Source organism: Nonomuraea sp. B208, from assembly GCF_057536035.1.
The window spans coordinates 131,657-150,505 of sequence record NZ_BAAJOU010000014.1 but is presented as its reverse complement, the minus strand read 5'-3'; the positions used below and the strand labels follow the sequence as shown (position 1 = coordinate 150,505).

22 protein-coding genes are annotated in these 18,849 nt (G+C 71.9%); 7 read left to right on the top strand and 15 right to left on the bottom strand.

The features are described 5' to 3' along the window. Positions 1-258 precede the first annotated feature (258 nt). On the top strand, positions 259-1,203 hold the full coding sequence (locus AC27IY_RS11255) for an NADP-dependent oxidoreductase (protein WP_487177893.1): 945 nt from the start codon (positions 259-261) through the stop codon (positions 1,201-1,203). A gap of 42 nt (positions 1,204-1,245) precedes the next feature. Here AC27IY_RS11255 and AC27IY_RS11250 read toward each other — a convergent pair whose 3' ends face one another. The 7 genes from AC27IY_RS11250 to AC27IY_RS11220 form a co-directional block, all read right to left on the bottom strand. Next, a complete protein-coding gene (locus tag AC27IY_RS11250) occupies positions 1,246-1,752 on the bottom strand; it encodes a MarR family winged helix-turn-helix transcriptional regulator (protein ID WP_487177892.1) in 507 nt (168 codons plus the stop codon). Between the two features lie 89 nt (positions 1,753-1,841). Beyond that, on the bottom strand, positions 1,842-2,276 hold the full coding sequence (locus tag AC27IY_RS11245) for a nuclear transport factor 2 family protein (RefSeq protein ID WP_487177891.1): 435 nt from the start codon (positions 2,274-2,276) through the stop codon (positions 1,842-1,844). 503 nt (positions 2,277-2,779) lie between these two features. After that, entirely contained in the window at positions 2,780-3,034 is a 255-nt protein-coding gene (locus AC27IY_RS11240) for a hypothetical protein (RefSeq protein WP_329577730.1), read from the bottom strand. A gap of 659 nt (positions 3,035-3,693) precedes the next feature. Further along, positions 3,694-3,990 carry a DUF952 domain-containing protein gene (locus AC27IY_RS11235; RefSeq protein ID WP_449956478.1) on the bottom strand — a complete coding sequence of 99 codons (297 nt, stop codon included), beginning with the start codon at positions 3,988-3,990 and terminating at the stop codon, positions 3,694-3,696. Further along, the gene (locus AC27IY_RS11230) at positions 3,987-4,541 is read right to left on the bottom strand and encodes a GNAT family N-acetyltransferase (protein WP_449956476.1); all 555 of its coding nucleotides are present in this window, start codon (positions 4,539-4,541) and stop codon (positions 3,987-3,989) included. Before AC27IY_RS11230 ends, AC27IY_RS11235 begins: the two co-directional genes overlap by 4 nt. A 20-nt stretch (positions 4,542-4,561) precedes the next feature. Then, positions 4,562-5,119, bottom strand: coding sequence for a TetR/AcrR family transcriptional regulator (locus AC27IY_RS11225; RefSeq protein WP_423471282.1), 558 nt, complete (start codon positions 5,117-5,119; stop codon positions 4,562-4,564). A gap of 11 nt (positions 5,120-5,130) precedes the next feature. Next, complete coding sequence (locus AC27IY_RS11220) at positions 5,131-5,457, bottom strand: DMT family transporter (protein WP_344217140.1); 327 nt, start codon at positions 5,455-5,457, stop codon at positions 5,131-5,133. 141 nt (positions 5,458-5,598) lie between these two features. Between AC27IY_RS11220 and AC27IY_RS11215 the strand changes: the two genes are divergently transcribed. Next, complete coding sequence (locus AC27IY_RS11215; protein WP_487177890.1) at positions 5,599-6,528, top strand: radical SAM protein; 930 nt, start codon at positions 5,599-5,601, stop codon at positions 6,526-6,528. A gap of 362 nt (positions 6,529-6,890) precedes the next feature. Continuing rightward, positions 6,891-7,331 carry a phytanoyl-CoA dioxygenase family protein gene (locus AC27IY_RS11210; RefSeq protein ID WP_487177889.1) on the top strand — a complete coding sequence of 147 codons (441 nt, stop codon included), beginning with the start codon at positions 6,891-6,893 and terminating at the stop codon, positions 7,329-7,331. Here AC27IY_RS11210 and AC27IY_RS11205 read toward each other — a convergent pair. The 4 genes from AC27IY_RS11205 to AC27IY_RS11190 all read right to left on the bottom strand — a co-directional run bounded on the left by AC27IY_RS11205 (position 7,325) and on the right by AC27IY_RS11190 (position 9,424). Continuing rightward, positions 7,325-7,780, bottom strand: a complete 456-nt coding sequence (locus AC27IY_RS11205) for a nuclear transport factor 2 family protein (RefSeq protein WP_487177888.1) — start codon at positions 7,778-7,780, stop codon at positions 7,325-7,327. The genes AC27IY_RS11210 and AC27IY_RS11205 overlap by 7 nt on opposite strands. Positions 7,781-7,839: 59 nt before the next feature. After that, positions 7,840-7,980, bottom strand: coding sequence for a hypothetical protein (locus AC27IY_RS11200; protein WP_329577750.1), 141 nt, complete (start codon positions 7,978-7,980; stop codon positions 7,840-7,842). Positions 7,981-8,023: 43 nt separating this feature from the next. Beyond that, complete coding sequence (locus AC27IY_RS11195; protein ID WP_026215115.1) at positions 8,024-8,275, bottom strand: helix-turn-helix domain-containing protein; 252 nt, start codon at positions 8,273-8,275, stop codon at positions 8,024-8,026. 672 nt (positions 8,276-8,947) lie between these two features. Further along, a complete protein-coding gene (locus tag AC27IY_RS11190) occupies positions 8,948-9,424 on the bottom strand; it encodes an ATP-binding protein (protein WP_487177887.1) in 477 nt (158 codons plus the stop codon). Between the two features lie 310 nt (positions 9,425-9,734). Here AC27IY_RS11190 and AC27IY_RS11185 point away from each other — a divergent pair, with 310 nt between their 5' ends. The 3 genes from AC27IY_RS11185 to AC27IY_RS11175 are packed head-to-tail and all read left to right on the top strand — an operon-like array spanning position 9,735 to position 11,650. Then, on the top strand, positions 9,735-10,493 hold the full coding sequence (locus tag AC27IY_RS11185; protein WP_449956459.1) for a MerR family transcriptional regulator: 759 nt from the start codon (positions 9,735-9,737) through the stop codon (positions 10,491-10,493). 45 nt (positions 10,494-10,538) lie between these two features. Further along, complete coding sequence (locus tag AC27IY_RS11180) at positions 10,539-10,862, top strand: ArsR/SmtB family transcription factor (protein ID WP_449956456.1); 324 nt, start codon at positions 10,539-10,541, stop codon at positions 10,860-10,862. Beyond that, positions 10,859-11,650: an SRPBCC family protein gene (locus AC27IY_RS11175; RefSeq protein WP_487177886.1), complete on the top strand. Its 792-nt coding sequence runs from the start codon at positions 10,859-10,861 to the stop codon at positions 11,648-11,650. The genes AC27IY_RS11180 and AC27IY_RS11175 overlap by 4 nt, the downstream gene beginning before the upstream one ends. A 6-nt stretch (positions 11,651-11,656) precedes the next feature. Here AC27IY_RS11175 and AC27IY_RS11170 read toward each other — a convergent pair whose 3' ends face one another. The 4 genes from AC27IY_RS11170 to AC27IY_RS11155 form a co-directional block, all read right to left on the bottom strand. Continuing rightward, positions 11,657-12,637: a DUF4037 domain-containing protein gene (locus tag AC27IY_RS11170; RefSeq protein WP_487177885.1), complete on the bottom strand. Its 981-nt coding sequence runs from the start codon at positions 12,635-12,637 to the stop codon at positions 11,657-11,659. 137 nt (positions 12,638-12,774) lie between these two features. Further along, positions 12,775-13,536 carry a GNAT family N-acetyltransferase gene (locus tag AC27IY_RS11165; RefSeq protein ID WP_487177884.1) on the bottom strand — a complete coding sequence of 254 codons (762 nt, stop codon included), beginning with the start codon at positions 13,534-13,536 and terminating at the stop codon, positions 12,775-12,777. A 10-nt stretch (positions 13,537-13,546) separates the two neighbouring features. Beyond that, entirely contained in the window at positions 13,547-14,977 is a 1,431-nt protein-coding gene (gene purB, locus AC27IY_RS11160; protein WP_344217116.1) for an adenylosuccinate lyase, read from the bottom strand. Between the two features lie 105 nt (positions 14,978-15,082). Continuing rightward, on the bottom strand, positions 15,083-18,289 hold the full coding sequence (locus AC27IY_RS11155; protein ID WP_487177883.1) for an efflux RND transporter permease subunit: 3,207 nt from the start codon (positions 18,287-18,289) through the stop codon (positions 15,083-15,085). Between the two features lie 97 nt (positions 18,290-18,386). On the opposite strand from AC27IY_RS11155, the gene AC27IY_RS11150 reads away from it, so the two are divergent. Further along, positions 18,387-18,842 carry a MarR family winged helix-turn-helix transcriptional regulator gene (locus tag AC27IY_RS11150; protein ID WP_487177882.1) on the top strand — a complete coding sequence of 152 codons (456 nt, stop codon included), beginning with the start codon at positions 18,387-18,389 and terminating at the stop codon, positions 18,840-18,842. Positions 18,843-18,849: the final 7 nt, after the last annotated feature.

The window sequence follows — 18,849 nt, the reverse complement described above, 5'->3', positions numbered from 1 at the left end:
CGTCATCATCCCGTCGCCGGCTCCGCCCGCCGGGCCATCACGGACATTTCTGCCGCCAAACAAGGGGCCGGCCTGCGCCGACGCAGTCGCGCGTGTCTCAGGGCAGCAGTCCTACCGTCACCCGTTCGGCGCGACCGGCGGAGCAGCACTGTGTTCCATCCCACAGGCCCTCATGTTGCTTCGAATTCGAAGCGGGTCTAGAGTAACGAACAGATGCTTCGACTTCGAAGCAAACCCTCTCCGAAAGCGAGCTCCACCATGAAGGCAGTGCGTTTCCACCAGTACGGCAGCCCCGAAGTCCTGCGCCAGGAAGAAGTCGACCAGCCTGTCCCCGGCCCCGGACAGGTACGGATCCGGGTCGCCGCGACATCATTCAACGCGGTGGACGGCAACATCCGCGCAGGCTTCATGCAAGGCCCGATCCCGGTCACACTCCCGCACACCCCCGGCCTCGACGTCTCCGGCACGGTCGACGCCCTGGGGGAGGACGTGCAAGGCGTCGAGATCGGCGACGAGGTCATCGGCTTCCTGCCGATGACGGGAACCGGCGCCGCCGCAGAGTACATCCTCGCACCCGCCGACATCCTGGCACCGGCACCCAAAAGCATCCCGCTGCCCGACGCCGCCGCACTCCCAGTGGTAGGCCTCACAGCCTGGCAGGCCCTCTTCGACCACGCCCAGCTCACCAGCGGCCAGCGCATACTGATCAACGGCGCAGGCGGAGCAGTCGGCGGCTACGCCGTACAACTGGCCAAGCGAGCCGGCGCGCACGTGATCGCCACAGCCGGCCCGCGCAGCCGCCAGCAGGTCAAAACCTCCGGCGCCGACCAGATCATCGACCACACCACCACCGAGGTGAACACGGCGGTGAAAGAGCCGGTCGACGTCGTCCTCAACCTCGCCCCGATCGACCCGGAGCGGCTGGCAGCACTGCTCACCCTCATCCGGCCCGGGGGAGTGCTGGTCAACACCACCGTCTGGATGCCCGCGCCCTCCGACGACGAACACGGCGTACGGGGCATCGACCTGTTCGTCCGCAGCGACGCCGGCCAACTGGAGCAACTGGCGGCATTGATCGATTCCGGCGAACTACGTGTCGACGTCGCCCGCCACGTCCCGCTGGCCGAACTGCCGACGGTCCACGCCCAAGCCGCCGCAGGCGAACTGCACGGCAAGGTCGTCATCGTCGCACCCACCGCCTGACCACCGCCACAGAGGGGGGATGGCCACAGCGGGGGAGACGGGTCATCCAGCCCGGCTGCGGCCGCCGCGGCGTTTGGCAGAACGTGGCGGGGTGGCGCGCATGTGAGCACGGACGCGGTCCAGCACGCCACCGAGCGCGGCGAGGTCCTCATCGCTCATCGCCTCGAACAACAACCCCCGCACCTGAGCGACATGCCCCGGAAGCACCCGCGCGACCAGCTCCCGGCCGGCGTCCGTGACAGCCACCATCACGCTGCGCTCGTCCTCCGGCGACGGCGAGCGGGTGATCAAGCCACGTTTGTCCAACAGACCCGCCTGATAGGTCAGACCGCTGCGGCTGTACACGACACCGTCGGCCAGGTCCGTCATCCGCAGCCTGCCCCCCGGCGCGTCCACCAGCCGGGCCAGGATCTGAAACTGCACCCAGCTCAGATCACCGTCGGCCCGCAAGTGCTCCTCCACCGCGTACTGCAGAAGACTGCTGACCTCCATCAGGGCGAAGTAGGCGCCAAGCTGCTCACTGTTCAGGCCGGCCGTCGGATCGCTCACGCCCCTCACCCTACTGCTTCGAATTCGCACCGCCCGGGCCCGAAAGCACCGCGCGCCGCAGCCCGTCCCGTTGTCTCCGCCATCAACTCTCAGCCCTCCTGCTGCAGAGGTCCGGCGAAGACCACGATCTCGTCGATGTCGCCGGCGGCGGTGAAATGAACCATGTCGGTGCCCCTCAGCACCGCGGTGCCGTCGGCGGACTCGAAACGCCAGCCGAACCTGGCCCACTCATGAGGCGCGTCGACCACCGTCGTCCGCACCATGCGGCACCGGCCCGCCGGGTAGCTCTGCACCACCTCGGTGAGGAAGTCCTCCACGGCACCGCGTCCGACCCCCCGGCCGAGAGGGCCGTGAAACGACACATCGGGGGCGAGCGCCAGGCTGAGCAGCCGAGCCCGGCGATCCGGGTCGCCGGTGTTGGCCGCGGCGATGAAGGCGTCGATCGCGTCGGCGTGCACCCGACCCGCCGACGGGCGCGTCACCGTCCCCTCTCCGGTCAAACGCTGGTCTCCGGTCGTCATCATGCCTCCCCGCGTCGCGCGCCGATCCGCTGGAGAGCCTACTTGGGCTTGACGGACCGCGCTGGCCCGTGGCCAGCGGCGCGACCGTCTTGAGCCTCCCAGACCCTGCTGCACGACAAAGACCGCCGGCCGGCCAACGAGGGCGCGTCGCGCCTGCCAGTCCTGCTCATCCAGCTGGTGCTTCCGTCATGCGCAGAAGCCTCGGGTTCGGTTCGCGGGGGAGAGGCGCCGGATGAGTGCGTGCTCCTCGTCAAGTCCGTCGAGTCTTCAAGTCAGTCGAGGTCCGCTGCAGCGCAGGTCGTTGGCGAGCACCAGGAGCTGTCGCGAGCCGGACATCGCGCTGGGCGTCCAATCCTTGCAGGGGAGGCACAACAACGGTCTCGCCGAGTGCGGGCCTGGGCAAGGATGCGTTCGTCACTAACCGGACAGAACCCACATTCTGTCCGGTATCGCACTATTTCCGGCATTATGCAGTGTCGCCGGGGAGCGGCCCCGGCAAACCACATTCACAGCCGGTTGACGAATCGGGCGGCGGCTCGCTGGCTCATGCCGGTCTCGCCGCGTACCAGGAAGACGGCTTCCTGGATCTGGCCGAGGGCTTTGAGCTCGCGAGCCTGGTCGACAAGATCGATGCTCGGGTTCAGCCGGTTACGCGGCCGCTGGGTCAGGCGCACGGCGAGGATGGCGAGCCAGATGGCGGCTGCGGTGATGACGGCCGTGAGCGCGATGAGGCTCGGGGTCGTGATCTCCAGGGGGTACATGCGGTGCGTCTTCCCGGTGCGGGGTGCTTTAGTCGGCACATGTCTGTTTGCTCGATAATGAACATTATGTCAAGTAGACCGGAATCGGCCCCGGCAGGCCCGGTCCCCCTCCGCGAGGTTCTGACGGGAAGGTTGACCTTGTGTCGAATCACTGTCCTTGCACGGGATCGCCGATTTAGGGTGGAGCTCCTGCTATTCGCGCCGCGAGAGGAGCAGCACATGGGGATCGAGTCCGTCTTATGCCCGGTGTGTCAGGGGGTTCTGCCCGCTTCCGGTAAGGAGGCGTACACGAAGCTGCGGGGGCGGCTGATCGTGACGAACGGTTATTGCGGGGGCGGTTGCGCCGAGCGGGTGGCGCAGGAGCGGACGCGGGAAATGGCGCGTCCGAGGCCGGTGGAGCCGGCGCAGGAGCCTGTTCCGGTGGTTGAGGCGGCGCCGGCGATGCCGCCGATGGTGGCTGCGGGGCGGCCGCATGGGGCGTCGTTGCGGGTGGTTCGTTAACGGGTTCCGTCGGCGGGTGCCTGACGGGTTTTTGTTGTTGCGCGGGCCGGCGCCGGGGTCACTGGTGTGCCCGTGGTCACGGGTCGAGGCGTTCGGCCAGGGTGCGGACGTGCGGGGGTCCGTTGTGGGGTGCTTCTCCCCCGCTGTCGTCTCGCTGATCAGGTGGTGTAGGGCCGGACGTGGGTGACGGCGGTCACGGGTAGCGGGCCGTACAGGTGGGGGTAGCCGTTCTCGGTGCGGATGTCGAGCCCGGTGGGGTCGATGTCGAGGACGAGCAGGGGCTCGGTGACGTGGGTGTAGTAGCGGTCGTGGACCTGGCGGAGCTGGTCGAGGTCGTGGCTGCAGTGGATGAAGCCCTCTTTGTCGAGGGTGCGGCCGAGGGTGGAGATGCGGTACTCCCCCGTGTCGGTGGCGTGGTGCCAGTCGGTGGCCAGGGCGAGGTGGTGGATGGTCATGGGGTCCACTCGGTCTCGAGGATGGCGTAGATGGTCTCGCTGGTCCATTCGCCTTTGACGTGCTCGTTGTCGACGAGGGTGGCTTCGTGGCGCATGCCGAGTTTGGCGAGGACGCGGGCGGAGGCGGTGTTGCGGGCGTCGAGGCGGCCGGTGATGCGGTGCAGGCGCAGGCCGGTGAAGCCGAGGGTGAGCATGGCGCGGGCGGCTTCTGTGGCGTAGCCGTGGCCGTGGTGGTCGGGGTGGAGGATGTAGCCGATCTCGCCTTGGCGGTGGGTGTCGCTGGTCCAGACGAGCAGGGCGGAGCCGATGAGTTCGCCGGTGTGGGTGAGGGTGACGGCGAGGTCGAGGGCGTCGCCTTCGGCGTGGATGGCGGTGCGGGTGGCTTTCTTGGCGAGGGCTTCGCGGCTGGTGTCGCGGTCGCGGGGTTCCCAGTAGAGGTAGCGGGCGACGTCGGGGCGGGATTCGTAGGCGTGGACGGCGTCGAGGTCGTCGGTGGTGAAGGGGCGCAGGGTGAGGCGGGCGGTGGTGATGGGGTAGGTGGGTTGGAGCACGGGGGCAGTGTAGGGATTGGTCAGCGGGGTGGCAAAAGGGTTTCGAGTGCGTGGGTGAGCAGGGTGCGGGCGTGTTCGGCGGGGCGTTGTTCGACGACGAGTTCGAGCCAGAGGGTGGACAGGGTGGTGTAGAGGAGGCGGGCTCGGGGGTCGGTTTCCGGCAGGTGGAGGGCTTGGGCGATGAGGCGGGTGCAGCCGTCGGTCCAGCGGCGGGCGATGTGTTGCAGGACGGGGTCGCGGCCGGCGTGGACGTACAGCTCCCATAGGCCGAGCTGGCGGGTGCGGTCGGTGTCGGTGGTGAGGGCGTGGGGCAGGCCGGTGAGGCCGTGGTGGGTGATCAGGGTGGCGGTGGTGGTGAGTTCGGTCTCGACGAGCTGGGCGAAGGCTTCGGCGAGGAGTTGGTCGCGGGAGGTGAAGTAGTAGGTGGTGGCGGCGAGTGGGAGGTGGGCGCGTTGGGCGACGGCGCGGTGGGTGACGGCGGCGAAGCCGCCTTCGGCGAGGAGGTCGACGGCGGTGTTGAGCAGGGTGGCGCGGCGTCGGCGGGAGCGGGCCTGGGTGGCGGGGTTGGGGGTTGTCATGGGGTGCGTTTTCAGGGGGTGCGGGCGGCGAGGTTGAGGACGATGACGCCGGCGATGATGAGGAGGATGCCGCCGATCTTGTACGGGGTGAGGGTCTCCCCCATGAAGGCGGCGCCGATGAGGGCGATGGCGGCGGTGCCGGCGCCGGACCAGACGGCGTAGGCGGTGCCCATGTCGAGTTGGAGTTTGAGTGCTTGGGCGAGGAGGGTGAAGGAGGTGATGTAGCCGGCGGCGACGGCGATGGTCCAGCCGATGTGGGTGAGGCCGTTGCTGAGTTTGAGTGCGCTGGTGGCGAGGATTTCTGAGGCGATGGCGAGGGCGAGCAGGAGCCAGGCCATGGTGTTCCTTTTGGGGGTGAACTGGTACGGGTGTCCCAGTTTATCGTGGGGCTCCGCTCCCCCGGGTGTGGCGGAACTGCTTGAAAACGCAGTCGAATACGTGTTCCACTGGAAGGTGTGGGTTGGGACGCGCTTCCGTTGGTGGACGCCGCCGATGAGCGACCGCTGATCGAGCGGCGCGCGGTGCTGCGCGACGGCTTCTACGAGACGCAGGCCCGGACGGTGATCGAGCGGGTGCCGCCGGTGGCGGGCATCGCGCAGCAGTGGGCGGTCTCCCCCTATCGGGGTTGTGCGCACGCGTGCCGGGGTTGCGGGGCGCGGTCGGGTCATCGGCGGCTGGGGCTGGACGCGGGGCGTGATTTCGACACCCGGATCGTGGTGAAGCCGAACGCGGTGGCGCGGTTGCGCGCGGATCTGGCGCGCTGGGGCGGTGAGGAGCTGGCGGTGGGCGTCAGCGGTGACTGCTACCAGGAGGCGGAGGCGACCTACCGGCTGATGCCGGGGGTGATCGGGGCGCTGGCGGAGGCGGGGGTGCCGTTCACCGTCTACACGAAGGCGGCGCTGGTGTTGCGGGACGCGGCGTTGCTGGCGGAGGCGGGGGCGCGGGTGGCGGTGTCGATCGCGTTCGTCGACGAGCGGATCCGGCGGGCGGTGGAGCCGGGGGCGCCGACGGCGCAGGCGCGGCTGGAGCTGGTGTCGGCGCTGGCGGAGGCCGGGGTGGAGTGCCGGGTGCTGATGGCGCCGGTGTTGCCGTTGCTGAGTGACGCGGCCGATCAGCTGGGGGCGACGGTGCGGCGGATCGCGGGTGCGGGGGCGCGGGCGGTGGAGCCGGTGGTGTTGCGGCTGCCGGCGGGGACGCGGGCGTGGTATCTGGAGTGGCTGGGTGCGGCGCATCCGCATCTGGTGGCGCGTTACGAGGAGCTGTACGACCGGGCGGGGCTGCCGTCGCCGGACTACGAGCGGCGCATCATGGGGCAGATCGCGCAGTTGTGCCAGGTGTACGGGATGGCGTTCGGGCCGGGTGAGGCGCGGGTGCGGGAGCCGCGGGTGGCGCAGCTCTCGCTCGTCTGAGCGCGCCTGTCCCCCTTGCGGGGAAAATCGGGTCGATCGGGCCGGGTGGGCGCTGTTAGCGTTCCGGCGCATGAACGAGACCAGCATGGGCGGCGGCGCCGGAGTGGACGTCGAGGCGTTCGTGGCCGACGGGTTCGTCAAGGTGGAGTCGGTCGTGCCGGGTGAGGTGGCCGACGCGGCGCGGGCGCTGTTGTGGCAGCGGATCGGTTTGTCGCCGGACGATCCGTCGGGGTGGACGCAGCCGGTGGTGTGGACGGCGGACATGACGGGTGAGGGGCCGTTCGGGCAGATCGTGCGCAGCGCGCGGCTGGCGTCGGCGCTGGACGCGGTGGCGGGCGCTCGGCAGTGTGGGCAATATCCCGGTGCGGTTCCCGCGGGTGCCGCCGGCGGAGGATCGGGGCTGGCACATCGACGCGAACACGCCGCGCGCGGACGGCACGTACGGGGTGAGCGGCCGGCCGCACACGTTGCTGCTGCTGGTGCTGCTGTCGCGGGTGGGGCCGCAGGACGCGCCGACGCGGATCCGGGTGGGCTCGCAGAGGGACATGGCGGCGCTGCTGGACGAGCGGGTGCAGGACGTGATGGAGATCGGGGCGGCGTTCGAGGAGGTGGGCCGGGACCGGCCGGTGGCGCCGGCGACCGGTTCTCCGGGTGATGTGTTTCTGGTGCATCCGTTCACGGTGCACGCGGCGCAGGAGCATCTGGGGGCCGAGCCGCGGTTCATGGCGCAGGTGCCGGTGTTCCTGTCGCGTCCGCTGGAGCCGGGTGCGGGCTCGCCGCTGGCGCGGGCGGCCGGTTACTGACCTTCGCAGGCCGCGGCGATGGCTGCGGGGTCCCAGTAGAAGGGGCGGCATTCGAGCATGCGGCCGTCCCTGACGGTGATGAGTTGCACGATCAGGGTGTCGACGTCCCGTCCGGTGGCGCGGGCGCGGAAGCGCACCCGGTTGCGTACGACGACGGTGTGCTCGTCGCCCCAGTGCTCCTGTTCCAGGAACTCCATCGATTCCCAGGTCTCGCTGAAGCGGGCCAGGAACCGTTCCATGCCGTCGTGGCCGCGCCAGGTGCCGGTGAAGGGGAGCCCGGGTGCCTGGTGCAGGGTCACTTCCGGGTCGAGGTGGGCGGCGACCTGGTCGTAGCTCGCCTTGCCGGGTCCGCCTGCGGCGACGTACGCGGCTTCGGCGGCGTAGAACTTCTGCATCACCGTCCAGGCGTCGGCCGCCGGTGCGTCGAGGTGATCGGTGGTGGTGCTCATGGCGCCAGCATCGCCGCTCGGGGCGGTTGCGCGCTGGCGGGGATCAGACGTGCAACCCCTCAGCGGGTGGTGGTGGTGAGCAGGAAGGAGGCGGCGCCGAGCGCGGCCGCGGCGAGGATCACCGTGGCCAGGGCGGCCAGGATGAGCAGGCGCCGCGGCAGGCTGGGCCTGGGCGGCGGGCGGCGCTCCCCCGTGTCCATGTGACCGACGGTAACAAGGGGGTTGAGCTGGGCGGGCGCCGGGTCAGGTGGGGGCGGGCGTGGTGCGGGTGGCGAGGTGGTCGAGCGAGATGCCGAGGACGTCGGCCAGCGCGGCGATGGTGAAGAACGCGGGTGTGGCGATCCGGCCGGTCTCGATCTTGCGGAGGGTTTCGGCGGACATGCCGGCGGCGGCGGCGACCTCGACGATGCTGCGCTCGCCGCGGGCCTGGCGGAGCATCGTGCCGAGGTGCTCGCCGCGGAGCCGTTCTTCGGGAGTCAGCGGTGGTCGCACCATGAGGCTCACTCTATACCGTTACCGGTATTGTTATCGTTCGCTCACCTGGGTAATAACCGGTGATCGAGTGACGCGGCAAGCCGGTGGCCGTGCTCGCAGGGTCGCGGGCGGCGCTGTCCGGCGTGGCGGGACGGCTGCGACGGGTGTCGCGCCGGCCGGCGTGTCACCGCCGTGGTGACTGCCGTGGTGACCGCCGCGGTGACCGTGCGGTCCGTGTCCGGGCGGGGCCGCGCGCAGGTCAGGCGGGCCGCTCGTGGTAATAAGCGCGGCGCCGGGCGCGCGGGCGCTCTTGTCCGCAGGTCCTGGGCCTGCGGGAGCGTACGCGGGCCGCGTGGTCCTCGCGCGTCGGCGCGGGTTCCTCGCCCGGGCCGTCCCGGGGGGCGATGCCGGTCCCGGCGAGCGCCGGGACGCGTCGTTTCCCGTGTTCTCGTCTCCCGTGTTCGCCCCTCGGGGCGGATGCTGCTGGTCGTCACCGTTGTCATGGCGCCTCACAGTGGCGGAGCCGGCGTTCGCCTCGTGCGCCGCCGCCCGCCGTCGTCCCCAGGTTATGTCCGGCCCCTTATCCGGGGCAGTTCCTGCCGAAACCCAGAGCAAGTTTTTGCCTGCCGATGGGGCGGGCCTGGCGTGAGCGGGTGAGGGCGCGGCGCCGGGGCGCGCGTGAGCAGGGGAACCTCACGCGCACCCCGGCGCGGCCAGCTCGAACCAGACGACCTTGCCGCGCCGTGAGGGGGTGCTCCCCCACGCGTCGGCCAGCGCCTGCACCAGCTCCAGGCCGCGGGAGCCTTCGTCCTGCTCGCCGGCCCGGCGGGGGCGGGGCGGGCGGGGGTCGGTGTCGGCGACCTCGCAGCGCAGCCGGCCGTCGCGTGCCCACATGCTGAGCACGACGGGGCCGTGCGCGTGCCGGACCGCGTTCGTGACGAGTTCGCTGACCAGGAGTTCGGCGGCCTCTCCTGTCTCGCGGGGCGGGTCCCACTCGGCGAGCAGGCCGCGTGCCGCGCGGCGGGCGCGCGGCACCGAGGAGGGCGTGGCGGGCAGCGTCCACGACGCCGCGACCATGGACGTGGGCAGGCAGGCGGGCATGTACGCGGGCATGAGTTGCGGCAGGAGGGCGGGCAGGGCGGCCGGCATGGCCGTGCAGGCGGGACTCATGCCGATCGCCCGCCGGGTCGGGCCGCCGGGGTGCGGGCGGCGCCGGAGCGGGCCGCTCCGTTGCGTGGCAGGTCCCCTCCCCGCTCGGGCCGGCGGGTGGTGCCGGGCGGCGGGTTCGGAGGCTGGTGCTGGCACATGTCGGATCCCCCATCCTTGGTGCGTCCCGTCTCCGGGGTTCTCCTTCACCATGCCCTCACACCCCGCCCCACCAAGAGGTGAGAAATCCCTATATGAGTACCTACGTACGGCCGGGCCCGCGTCCGGCAAAGGAGTTGACCCTCACCCGTCGTGAGGGTCCATGGTGGGAGGCATGAGTCTGTCGGTCGGTCAGGTCGCCCGCCTCGCCGGCGTCACCGTACGCACCCTGCACCACTACGACGAGATCGGCCTGCTGGCCCCCACCGAGCGCACCCGCGCCGGCTACCGCCGCTACACCGACGCCGATCTCGCCCGCCTGCAGCAGATCCTCCTCTACCGGGAGCTCGGCTTCCCCCTGGAGGAGATCGCCGTCATCCTCGACGAGCCCCAGGCCGACGAGCTGACCCATCTGCGCCGCCAGCACGAGCTGCTCACCGCCCGCGCCCGCCATCTCGGCGACGTGATCGCCGCCGTCGAACGCGCCATCCACGCCCACACCAGCGGCATCACCCTGACCCCCGCCGAGCGCTTCGAGGTGTTCGGCGACTTCCGGCCCGAGGAGCACGAGGCGGAGGCCGCCGCCCGCTGGGGCGCGGACCCCCGCTACGCCGAGAGCCGCCGCCGGGTGGCCTCCTACAGCAGGGCCGACTGGCTGGAGCTGAAGGCCGAGGCGTCGGCGATCACCGGCGCGCTCGCCGAGGCGTGCAAGGCGGGGCTGCCGGCCGGCGGCGAGCACGCGATGGACCTGGCCGAACGTCACCGCGGCCATGTGCATCGCTGGTTCTACGACTGCGGCCACGACCTGCACCGCCGCCTCGGCGACCTGTACGTCACCGATGTCCGCTTCACCGCGTTCTTCGACGCGGTCCTGCCGGGCCTGGCCGGTTACGTGCGGGAGGCCATCCACGCCAACGCGGCCCGCCACCCCTGATACATGCCCTTGCGGGCATATAACCGCGCGGGTATATTGGCTGGCATGCCCTTCGACGTCCTCGCCGAGCCCGCCCGCCGGCGCATCCTCGACCTGCTCCTCGAACGCCCCCGCAACGTCACCGAGCTCACCGACAGCCTCGGCCTCACCCAGCCCGGCACCAGCAAGCACCTGCGCGCCCTGCGCCGCGCCGGCCTGGTCACCGTCCGCAAGGACGCCCAGCGCCGCTTCTACGAGCTCACCCCCGCTCCCCTGGCCGAGATCGACGCCTGGCTCACCCCCTACCGCCGGCTCTGGACCCGCAGCCTCGACCGGCTGGAGGCCCATCTGGACGCCATGCCGGACGAGCCCGGGGAGGACGTGCGATGAACGAGGACCTCACCCTCCACCCCGACGGCCGCACCTGTCTGCGCATGCGCCGCCGCCTGCCCCACCCGCCGCAGAAGGTCTGGCGCGCCCTCACCGAGCCGGACCACCTGGCCGCCTGGTTCCCCGCGGAGGTCACCATCGACGGCGAGCGGATCGGCTACGGCTTCGGACCCGACGGCCGCGTCACCCACCGCGAGCCGCCCCGCCTGTTCGCCCACACCTGGGGCGAGGACCATCTGCGCTGGGAGCTGGAGCCCGACGAGGACGGCGGCACCCTGCTCACGCTCACCCACACCTTCTCCGACCGGTACGGCGCCGCCAGCTTCGCCGCCGGCTGGCACACCTGCCTCATGGCCATGCTCGCCCACCTGGACGGCCGCTCCCCCGCCGCCGGCCCGCCCGAAATGGGGCGGCTGCACGAGGACTACGTCCACATCCTCGGCCTCGACGGCGCGACCTGCGACGGCGGCACCGTACGCGTGGAACGCCAGCTCGTCCGCCCGGCCGATCACGTCTGGCGGCGTCTGGGCGGCGACCGCGCCGCCGTCGGCGGGCCGCCGCCGGCCCCGTTCACCGTGCCCGCCGTCCCGGCCGGCCCCGTGACCCGCGCCGAGCCCGGCAAGCTCCTGGAGTACGGGACGCCGGGCGGCGGCGTCCGCTGGGAGCTGGGCGAGGGCACCGGCCACGGCGCCCGTCTCGTCCTCACCTGCGCCGGAGACCCGGCCGCGCTGCCCGCCTGGCGTTCCCGCGCGGCGGAACTCGCCGCGGAGCTCGCCGAAGAAGACTGAGAAGCCTCAGGCGGTCAGGCCCAGCGCCGCCGCCGTCAGCGCCCGCGCCCGCCCCGACTCCGTCAGCACCTGCGTGGAGTCCGACAGCTGGTCGACGCATCCGGCCGCCGGCAGCGCCCGGATCGCCGGGTCCGACACCGACGCCATCAGCGCCTCGGCGAACCGGTCGCCGCCGATGACCCGGAATGGCCGGTCGTGGAAGCCGCGCACGCCCTCGTCCAGCCGTTCGGCCAGCGCCAGCCGGTTCTGCAGGGCCGCCAGGCGGGTGTAGGCGCCCGACAGCAGTTCCTCCCGTTCCCGCCACGACCGCGCGGACACCGCCGCTCCCAGGCACTCCCCCAGTTCCGCCGATCCGGGCAGGCGGGCCAGGGCGCTGCCGAGCCATTTGGCGTAGGGCGGGTAGCGGCGGCGCAGCAGCAGCGCCAGCCGCATCACCTCCCGGGCCAGCCGCGCCCCCACGACCGCCGACCCGAGTTCGTCGCCGACCTCCCCGCAGCGGCCGGGGAACGGCTCCTCCTGGGCGATGCGCCGCCACTGGCAGGCCAGCACGTACCGCCACACGTCCTCGGGATACCAGCGCAGCGCGGCCCGCGCCGCCTCCAGCGCTCCGAGGCCGTCGTGGAAGACCTCGCCGCGGGTCACCTCCGCCAGCCGCTGCCACGGCACCGACAGCCAGTCGAGCAGCGACATGCCCGCCCGCGGGTCGAACCCCAGGTGTTCGCGCAGCCACGCGCCCGGCTCGCACACCCGTACGCCGGGCCGGGTCCGGCCGTGATAGGGGAACACGGTCGGCAGTCCGTGGAAACGTTCCGGCAGCCCCGCCAGCACCCGCGCCTCCACCTCGGCCACCTGCTCGCCCGGCACGAACAGCAGCACCCGCGGCCCCCAGTCGTGGTCGGCCGAGCGGGCGGTGTCGAACGCCAGCACCTCAGACCCCGGCCCCACCAGCGCGGCGCTGTGCGCGGTCCGCGGCACCAGCGGCGCCACCACCTCATGGTAGAAAGCCCGCGACAACTCAATACCCGGCATGAAATCGGACATCACGCCGTCAACTCTGCACCAGCACCGCCCGAACCTCACCCGATTTTCGCCCCGCCCGCCGGCCCGCCCGCCGGGGCGGCGGGTCAGGCGGTGACGGAGGAGGTCATCACCTGGCGGCGCCGGTAGCCGATGCGCTCGTAGACGCGGATCGCCGCCGGGTTGTCGTCGTCCACCATCAGCGCGGCCCGCCCGTAGGTGTCGATGAGCCGTCCCGACACCCACCGGCACACCCGTTCGGCCAGGCCGCGCCCGCGGTAGGGGGCGCGGGTCGCGACGCCGGCCAGCAGCCCGACGTCCGGGGCCGACCAGGCGTCGGCGGCGACCGCGGCGATCAGGTCGCCGTCGCGCAGCCCCGCCCACCGGCGCACCCCGGCGCCGCCGGGCACGGCGTAGGCGTCGGGGGCGTCGGCCGCGAGCAGCGCGGTGATCTCCGCCTCGGCGCCGTCCAGCCACCCCACCCCGTCCTCGCCGTCCTCCCCGATGTCGCCGGTGTCGCCGGTGTCGTCGTGAAGCTCGGTGAGGCTCATCCAGGAGAAGCACGGCCCCGCCCGCAGCCCGTCCACCGCGCCGGCGACCTGCCGGATCAGCTCGGCCTCGCCGAGCGGCCGGTACGACGGCCCCAGCTCGGCCAGGGCGTGCCGCACCAGCGGCGCGGCGTCGCGCGGCGGGCCCTGCACCACCAGCCGGTCCCAGCGTGAGATGCCGGGGCAGCCGGCGACGACCGCGCCGCCCGCCGCCCATGCCCGCGCGCCGGGCCGCAGGCCCTGGGCCGCCCACATGACCAGGTCGTCGTCCCCGCACGCCGACCGTACGTCAGCGGGGGTGCGCAGCTCCCGCGTCACCATTGCGGGCAGGTCACAGGATGGCGCCCGGCCGGTAGGCGGCCGCCTCCGGATGCGCGGCCACGATCTCGGCCACCCGCTGGGCGACGGCCTCCACCTGGTCGGCCGCCGCGCCGGTGAACGACACCCGGTCGGCCAGCAGCCCGTCCAGCCGCTCCCGGTCCAGCGGGAAACGCTCGTCGCCGGCCAGCAGGTCCAGCAGCTCGTTGGCCGCGCCGCGCGAGCGCATCGCCAGCGCCGCCGCGACCGCGTGCTCCTTGATCAGCTCGTGGGCCTGCTCGCGGCCCATCCCGGCCCGCACGGCCGCCATCAGCATCTTCGTGGTGGCCAGGAACGGCAGGTAGCGGTCCAGCTCGGCGGCGATCACGGCGGGGAACGCGCCGAACTCGTCCAGCACCGTCAGCATCGTCTCCATCAGCCCGTCGAAGGCGAAGAACGCGTCCGGCAGCGCCACCCGCCGCACCACCGAGCACGACACGTCGCCCTCGTTCCACTGGTCGCCCGCCAGCTCGGCGGTCATGGAGGCGTAGCCGCGCAGCACGACCGCCAGGCCGTTGACCCGTTCGCAGGAGCGGGTGTTCATCTTGTGCGGCATGGCCGAGGAGCCGACCTGGCCTTCGGCGAACCCCTCGGTGACGAGCTCGTGGCCGGCCATCAGCCGGATCGTCCTGGCCAGCGACGACGGCGCCGCCGCGGCCTGCACCAGCGCGGTCAGCACCTCGAAGTCCAGCGAGCGCGGGTAGACCTGCCCGACGCTGGTGAAGGCGCCGGCGAACCCCAGGTGCTCGGCCACCCGGCCCTCCAGGGCGGCGAGCTTGGCCCGGTCGCCGCCGAGCAGGTCCAGCATGTCCTGGGCGGTGCCGACGGGGCCCTTGATGCCGCGCAGCGGGTAGCGGGTGATGAGCTCCTCCAGCCGCCGGTAGGCGACCAGCAGCTCGTCGGCCGCCGTCGCGAACCGCTTGCCGAGCGTGGTGGCCTGCGCGGCCACGTTGTGCGAGCGGCCGGCCATCACCGTGGCCTCGTGCTCCTTCGCCAGCGTCGCCAGCCGCGCCAGCAGCGCCACCATGCGGTCGCGGGCCAGCAGCAGGCTGTCGCGGATCTGCAGCTGCTCGACGTTCTCGGTCAGGTCGCGCGAGGTCATGCCCTTGTGCACCTGCTCGTGCCCGGCCAGCGCGTTGAACTCCTCGATGCGCGCCTTGACGTCGTGGCGCGTCACCCGCTCACGCGCCGCGATGGACTCCAGGTCGACCTGCTCGACGACCTTCTCGTAGTCGGCGACCGCGCCGTCGGGGACCGCGACGCCCAGCTCCGCCTGCGCCCGCAGCACCGCCAGCCACAGCCGCCGCTCGGCGACGATCTTGTACTCGGGCGACCACAGGCGGGTCAGCTCCGGCGAGGCGTAGCGGGCGGCCAGGACGTTCGGGATGCGCGGCTTGGAAGTCACGTTCGACAAGTGTAGGCATCGTCCCCGGCCACGTCGCACGCCCGGGGGCGCGGAAAGGCCCGGCCGCCGTCGCCGGCGACCGGGCCCCGTACGCGCCGCGCGCCGTCAGGACGGCGTCGGCTCCAGCACCTTCTCCTCCTTCACCGGCGCCGCCGGGCCGCGCCGCAGCCGCTCCTTGGCCCGCTCGACCATCGTGTAGAGGGTCGGCACCAGCACCAGCGTGAGCAGCGTCGAGGAGATCAGCCCGCCGATGACCACGATCGCCAGCGGCTGCGAGATGAACCCGCCCGACCCCGTCACGCCCAGCGCCATCGGCGTCAGCGCGCAGATGGTCGCCACGGCCGTCATCAGGATCGGCCGCAGCCGCCGCCGGCCGCCCTCGATGACCGCCTCGACCACGCCCATGCCCTGCTCGCGGTACTGGTTGATGAGGTCGATGAGCACGATCGCGTTCGTCACGACGATGCCGATGAGCATCAGCATGCCGATCAGCGCGGGCACGCCCATGGGGGTGCCGGTCGCGACCAGCAGCCCGATGGCGCCGGTCGCCGCGAACGGGACCGACACCAGCAGGATCAGCGGCTGCACGAAGCTGCGGAACGTCGCCACCATGATGAGGAACACGATCGCGATGGCCGCCAGCATCGCCATGCCGAGGTCGGCGAAGGCGTCCTCCTGGTCCGCCGACGCGCCGCCCAGCGTGTAGGAGGCCGACGCCGGCAGCTGCAGCCCGTCCAGCTTGTCGCGCAGCTCCTGCGTCACCGCGCCCAGGTCGCCCGCGTCCACGGCCTTGGCCGTCACCGTCGCCGAACGCTCACCGTCGATGCGGGTCACCTGCGTGGGGCCGGCGACCTCCTTGACCTGCGCCACCGACGACAGCCGCACCAGGCCCGAGGCCGTCATCAGCGGCAGGTCCCGTACCTCCTTGACGTCCTGCGGCGCCTCGGCGCCGCGCAGCACCAGGTCGCTGTTGCGGCCGTCGAGCGTCACCTGGCCGAGCGGCGCGCCGCGGAACGCCTGCGCCACGCTCTGCCCGATCTGCGCCTCCGACAGCCCGCGCGCCGCCGCCTTCTGCCGGTCGACGACGACCTCGATGCGCGGCGCGGACGCCTCCATGTTCGACGAGACGTCCCGCAGCCCCTTGACCTCGCCCATCGCCTTGGCGACCTGCTCGGACGCGGCCTGCAGCGTGTCGAGGTCGGGGCCGCGGACGATGACGCTGATGCCGTCGGCGTTGAAACCGCCGCCGCCGCCGGCCGCGCCGACCGTCACCTCGCCGACGTCGGTCAGCTTGCCGATCTTCTCGCGCAGCCGCTGCTCCACCGCCGGGGTGTCGGCCCCGTCGACGAGCGTCACCGAGTACGACGCCCGGTCCGAGCCGCCGCCCCCGCCGAACGCGGCCGCCATCGCGTTGCCGCCACCCACGTTCGCCTGGTACGACTCGACCTGCTTGTCGTCGGCGAGCACCTGCTCGACCTTCTTGGCCGCCTTGTCGGTGGTCTCCAGGTCGGTGCCGACCGGCATCCGCTGCGACAGCGAGATCGTGTTCTGCCCGGAGGAGTCCAGGAAGTTCGTCTGCAGGGCGCCCGCGACGCCCATCGTCGCGACGAACACCGCCACGCCGATGAGCACCGTCGTCAGCTTGAACCGGGTCGCGAACCGCAGCACCGGCAGGTAGGCGCGCTGCAGCGGCGAGCGCAGCTCCTTGGCCTCGGCCTCCTCACGCAGCTTGCGCGCCTGCTCGGGCGTGAGCTGCGGCGCCTTCAGGAACCAGTACGCCAGCACCGGCACCACCGTCAGCGACACCACCAGCGACGCCAGCAGCGCCACCGTCACGGTGATCGCGAACGGGCTGAACAGCTCGCCCACCATGCCGCCGACGACCGCGATCGGCACGAACACCGCGACCGTGGTCAGCGTCGAGGCGGTCACCGCGCCCGACACCTCGCGCACGGCCGTCAGGATCGCCTGCAGCTTGGCTTCGCCGTAGCCGAGATGCCGCTTGATGTTCTCCAGGACCACGATCGAGTCGTCCACGACCCGGCCCACCGCGATCGTCAGCGCGCCGAGCGTCAGCATGTTGAGCGAGTAGCCGCCCGCCCACAGCACGATCAGCGCGATCACCACCGACAGCGGGATCGACACCGCCGTCACCAGCGTCGAGCGCACCGACAGCAGGAACACGAGGATGACCAGCACCGCGAACACCAGGCCCAGCAGGCCCTCGGTGGTCAGGCTCTCGATGGACTGCTCCACGTAGGGGGCCTGGTCGAACACCACCGACACCGCCGTGTCCGAGCCGTCGCCCAGCGCCTTGGTCAGGTCGGGCAGCAGGTCGCGGATCTCGTGGGAGATCGACACCGCGTTGCCGTCGGGCGTCATCGTCACCGACACGCCGAGGCTGGAGCGGCCGTCGGTGCGGGTGATCGTGGTCGCCGCCGCGAGGCCCTGCTTGATGGTGGCCACGTCGCCGAGCTTGACCGGCCGCGGCGACCGGGCCTGCGCCTGGGCTTGGGCCTGGGACGTGGGGGTGCGGGCCTGCTGCTGCTGGCCCTGCTGCTGGCCCTGCTGGGGCTGGGCCGGCGTCAGGTACAGGTTCTTCAGCTTCTCCAGGGAGTCGACCCGGGTGCCGACCTGGACCGTGAGCGCCCTGCCGTCCTCGATGAGGGTGCCCGCCGGGATCGGCGTGCCGTTGGCCCGCAGCGCCTCGGGGATCTGCGCGGGCGACACCCCGGCCAGCGCCATCTTCCCGGCGTCCGGCTCGATGGTCACCACCTCGTCGCGGACGCCGGTGACGGTCGCCTCGCGCACGCCCTCCACGCCCTGCAACGCCGGCACCACGATCCGGCTGAGCTTGTCGGCCATCGCCTGCTGGTCGCCGCCGTCGCCGACCGCCAGCACCAGCACCGGGATGTCGTCCGTGCTGCCGGCCGCGACCTGCGGCTCGACGCCGTCCGGCAGCGTCACCCGGTTCAGCGCCTGCTGCATCTTGTTCAGCGACGCCTCGACGTCGGTGCCGTACTCGAAAGCCACCTGGATCTGCGCCACGCCCTCCCGCGAGGTGGACGTCAGCTCCTCCATGCCGTCGAGCCCCTGGAAGGAGTCCTCGATCGGCTTGGTGACCTGCTCCTCCACGATGTCCGGCGACGCGCCCGGGTACGGGGCGATCACGAACGCGCCGGGGAACGACAACGACGGCAGCAACTGCTGCTTCAGCTGCGGGATCGTGAACGCGCCGAACGCGCTGAGCACGACCGCGATCAGGATCACAAGAGTGCGGTTGACCAGGCTCAACCTGGCGAAAGCGGTCATAAGCCCCCTCCAAGAGTTCGGCTTAGACTAACACTTCGCATCACGCGAATATTTAGACACATCAAACCTTCCTGATAACCTTCTCAGGAAGCGAGAGGTGAAAGTGAACGACGAACGCGAAGACCTGATCCGCAGGATCGCCGAGACGCAACGCAACCTGGGGCGCGTCTTCGCCCAGCATCAATCCCCCCTGTTCACCTCCAACCTCACGATGCGCCAGCTCAAGGTCGTCATGCTCCTGTCCGTGCGCGGCGGCTCGGCCAGCGGCCAGGAGATCGCCGCCGGCCTCGGCGTCGGCCCCGGCACCGTGACCGGCATCGTCGACCGCCTCCTCGCCCAGGGCCTGGTCAGCCGGCACGAGGACCCCCACGACCGGCGCGTACGCCGGGTCGAGCTCACCGCCGCCGGCGCCGCCTTCCTCGAGGAGGTCAACAGCGTCGGCAGCCGGCAGATGCGCCGCATCATGGACCATCTCGACACCGAGACCCTGCGCGCGCTCGACGAGGTCACCCGGGCGATCTGGGCCGCCGCGGAGAAACTCGGCGACTCCTGACCCCCGC

Bases quoted from the DNA above. Each gene is read 5' to 3' on its own strand.
- AC27IY_RS11255 (WP_487177893.1), top strand. From the start codon at position 259: ATGAAGGCAGTGCGTTTCCACCAGTACGGCAGCCCCGAAGTCCTGCGC.
- AC27IY_RS11245 (WP_487177891.1), bottom strand. From the start codon at position 2,276: ATGATGACGACCGGAGACCAGCGTTTGACCGGAGAGGGGACGGTGACG.
- AC27IY_RS11240 (WP_329577730.1), bottom strand. From the start codon at position 3,034: ATGTACCCCCTGGAGATCACGACCCCGAGCCTCATCGCGCTCACGGCC.
- AC27IY_RS11235 (WP_449956478.1), bottom strand. From the start codon at position 3,990: ATGACCATCCACCACCTCGCCCTGGCCACCGACTGGCACCACGCCACC.
- AC27IY_RS11225 (WP_423471282.1), bottom strand. From the start codon at position 5,119: ATGACAACCCCCAACCCCGCCACCCAGGCCCGCTCCCGCCGACGCCGC.
- AC27IY_RS11220 (WP_344217140.1), bottom strand. From the start codon at position 5,457: ATGGCCTGGCTCCTGCTCGCCCTCGCCATCGCCTCAGAAATCCTCGCC.
- AC27IY_RS11205 (WP_487177888.1), bottom strand. From the start codon at position 7,780: ATGAGCACCACCACCGATCACCTCGACGCACCGGCGGCCGACGCCTGG.
- AC27IY_RS11200 (WP_329577750.1), bottom strand. From the start codon at position 7,980: ATGGACACGGGGGAGCGCCGCCCGCCGCCCAGGCCCAGCCTGCCGCGG.
- AC27IY_RS11195 (WP_026215115.1), bottom strand. From the start codon at position 8,275: ATGGTGCGACCACCGCTGACTCCCGAAGAACGGCTCCGCGGCGAGCAC.
- AC27IY_RS11190 (WP_487177887.1), bottom strand. From the start codon at position 9,424: ATGAGTCCCGCCTGCACGGCCATGCCGGCCGCCCTGCCCGCCCTCCTG.
- AC27IY_RS11185 (WP_449956459.1), top strand. From the start codon at position 9,735: ATGAGTCTGTCGGTCGGTCAGGTCGCCCGCCTCGCCGGCGTCACCGTA.
- AC27IY_RS11180 (WP_449956456.1), top strand. From the start codon at position 10,539: ATGCCCTTCGACGTCCTCGCCGAGCCCGCCCGCCGGCGCATCCTCGAC.
- AC27IY_RS11175 (WP_487177886.1), top strand. From the start codon at position 10,859: ATGAACGAGGACCTCACCCTCCACCCCGACGGCCGCACCTGTCTGCGC.
- AC27IY_RS11165 (WP_487177884.1), bottom strand. From the start codon at position 13,536: ATGGTGACGCGGGAGCTGCGCACCCCCGCTGACGTACGGTCGGCGTGC.
- AC27IY_RS11155 (WP_487177883.1), bottom strand. From the start codon at position 18,289: ATGACCGCTTTCGCCAGGTTGAGCCTGGTCAACCGCACTCTTGTGATC.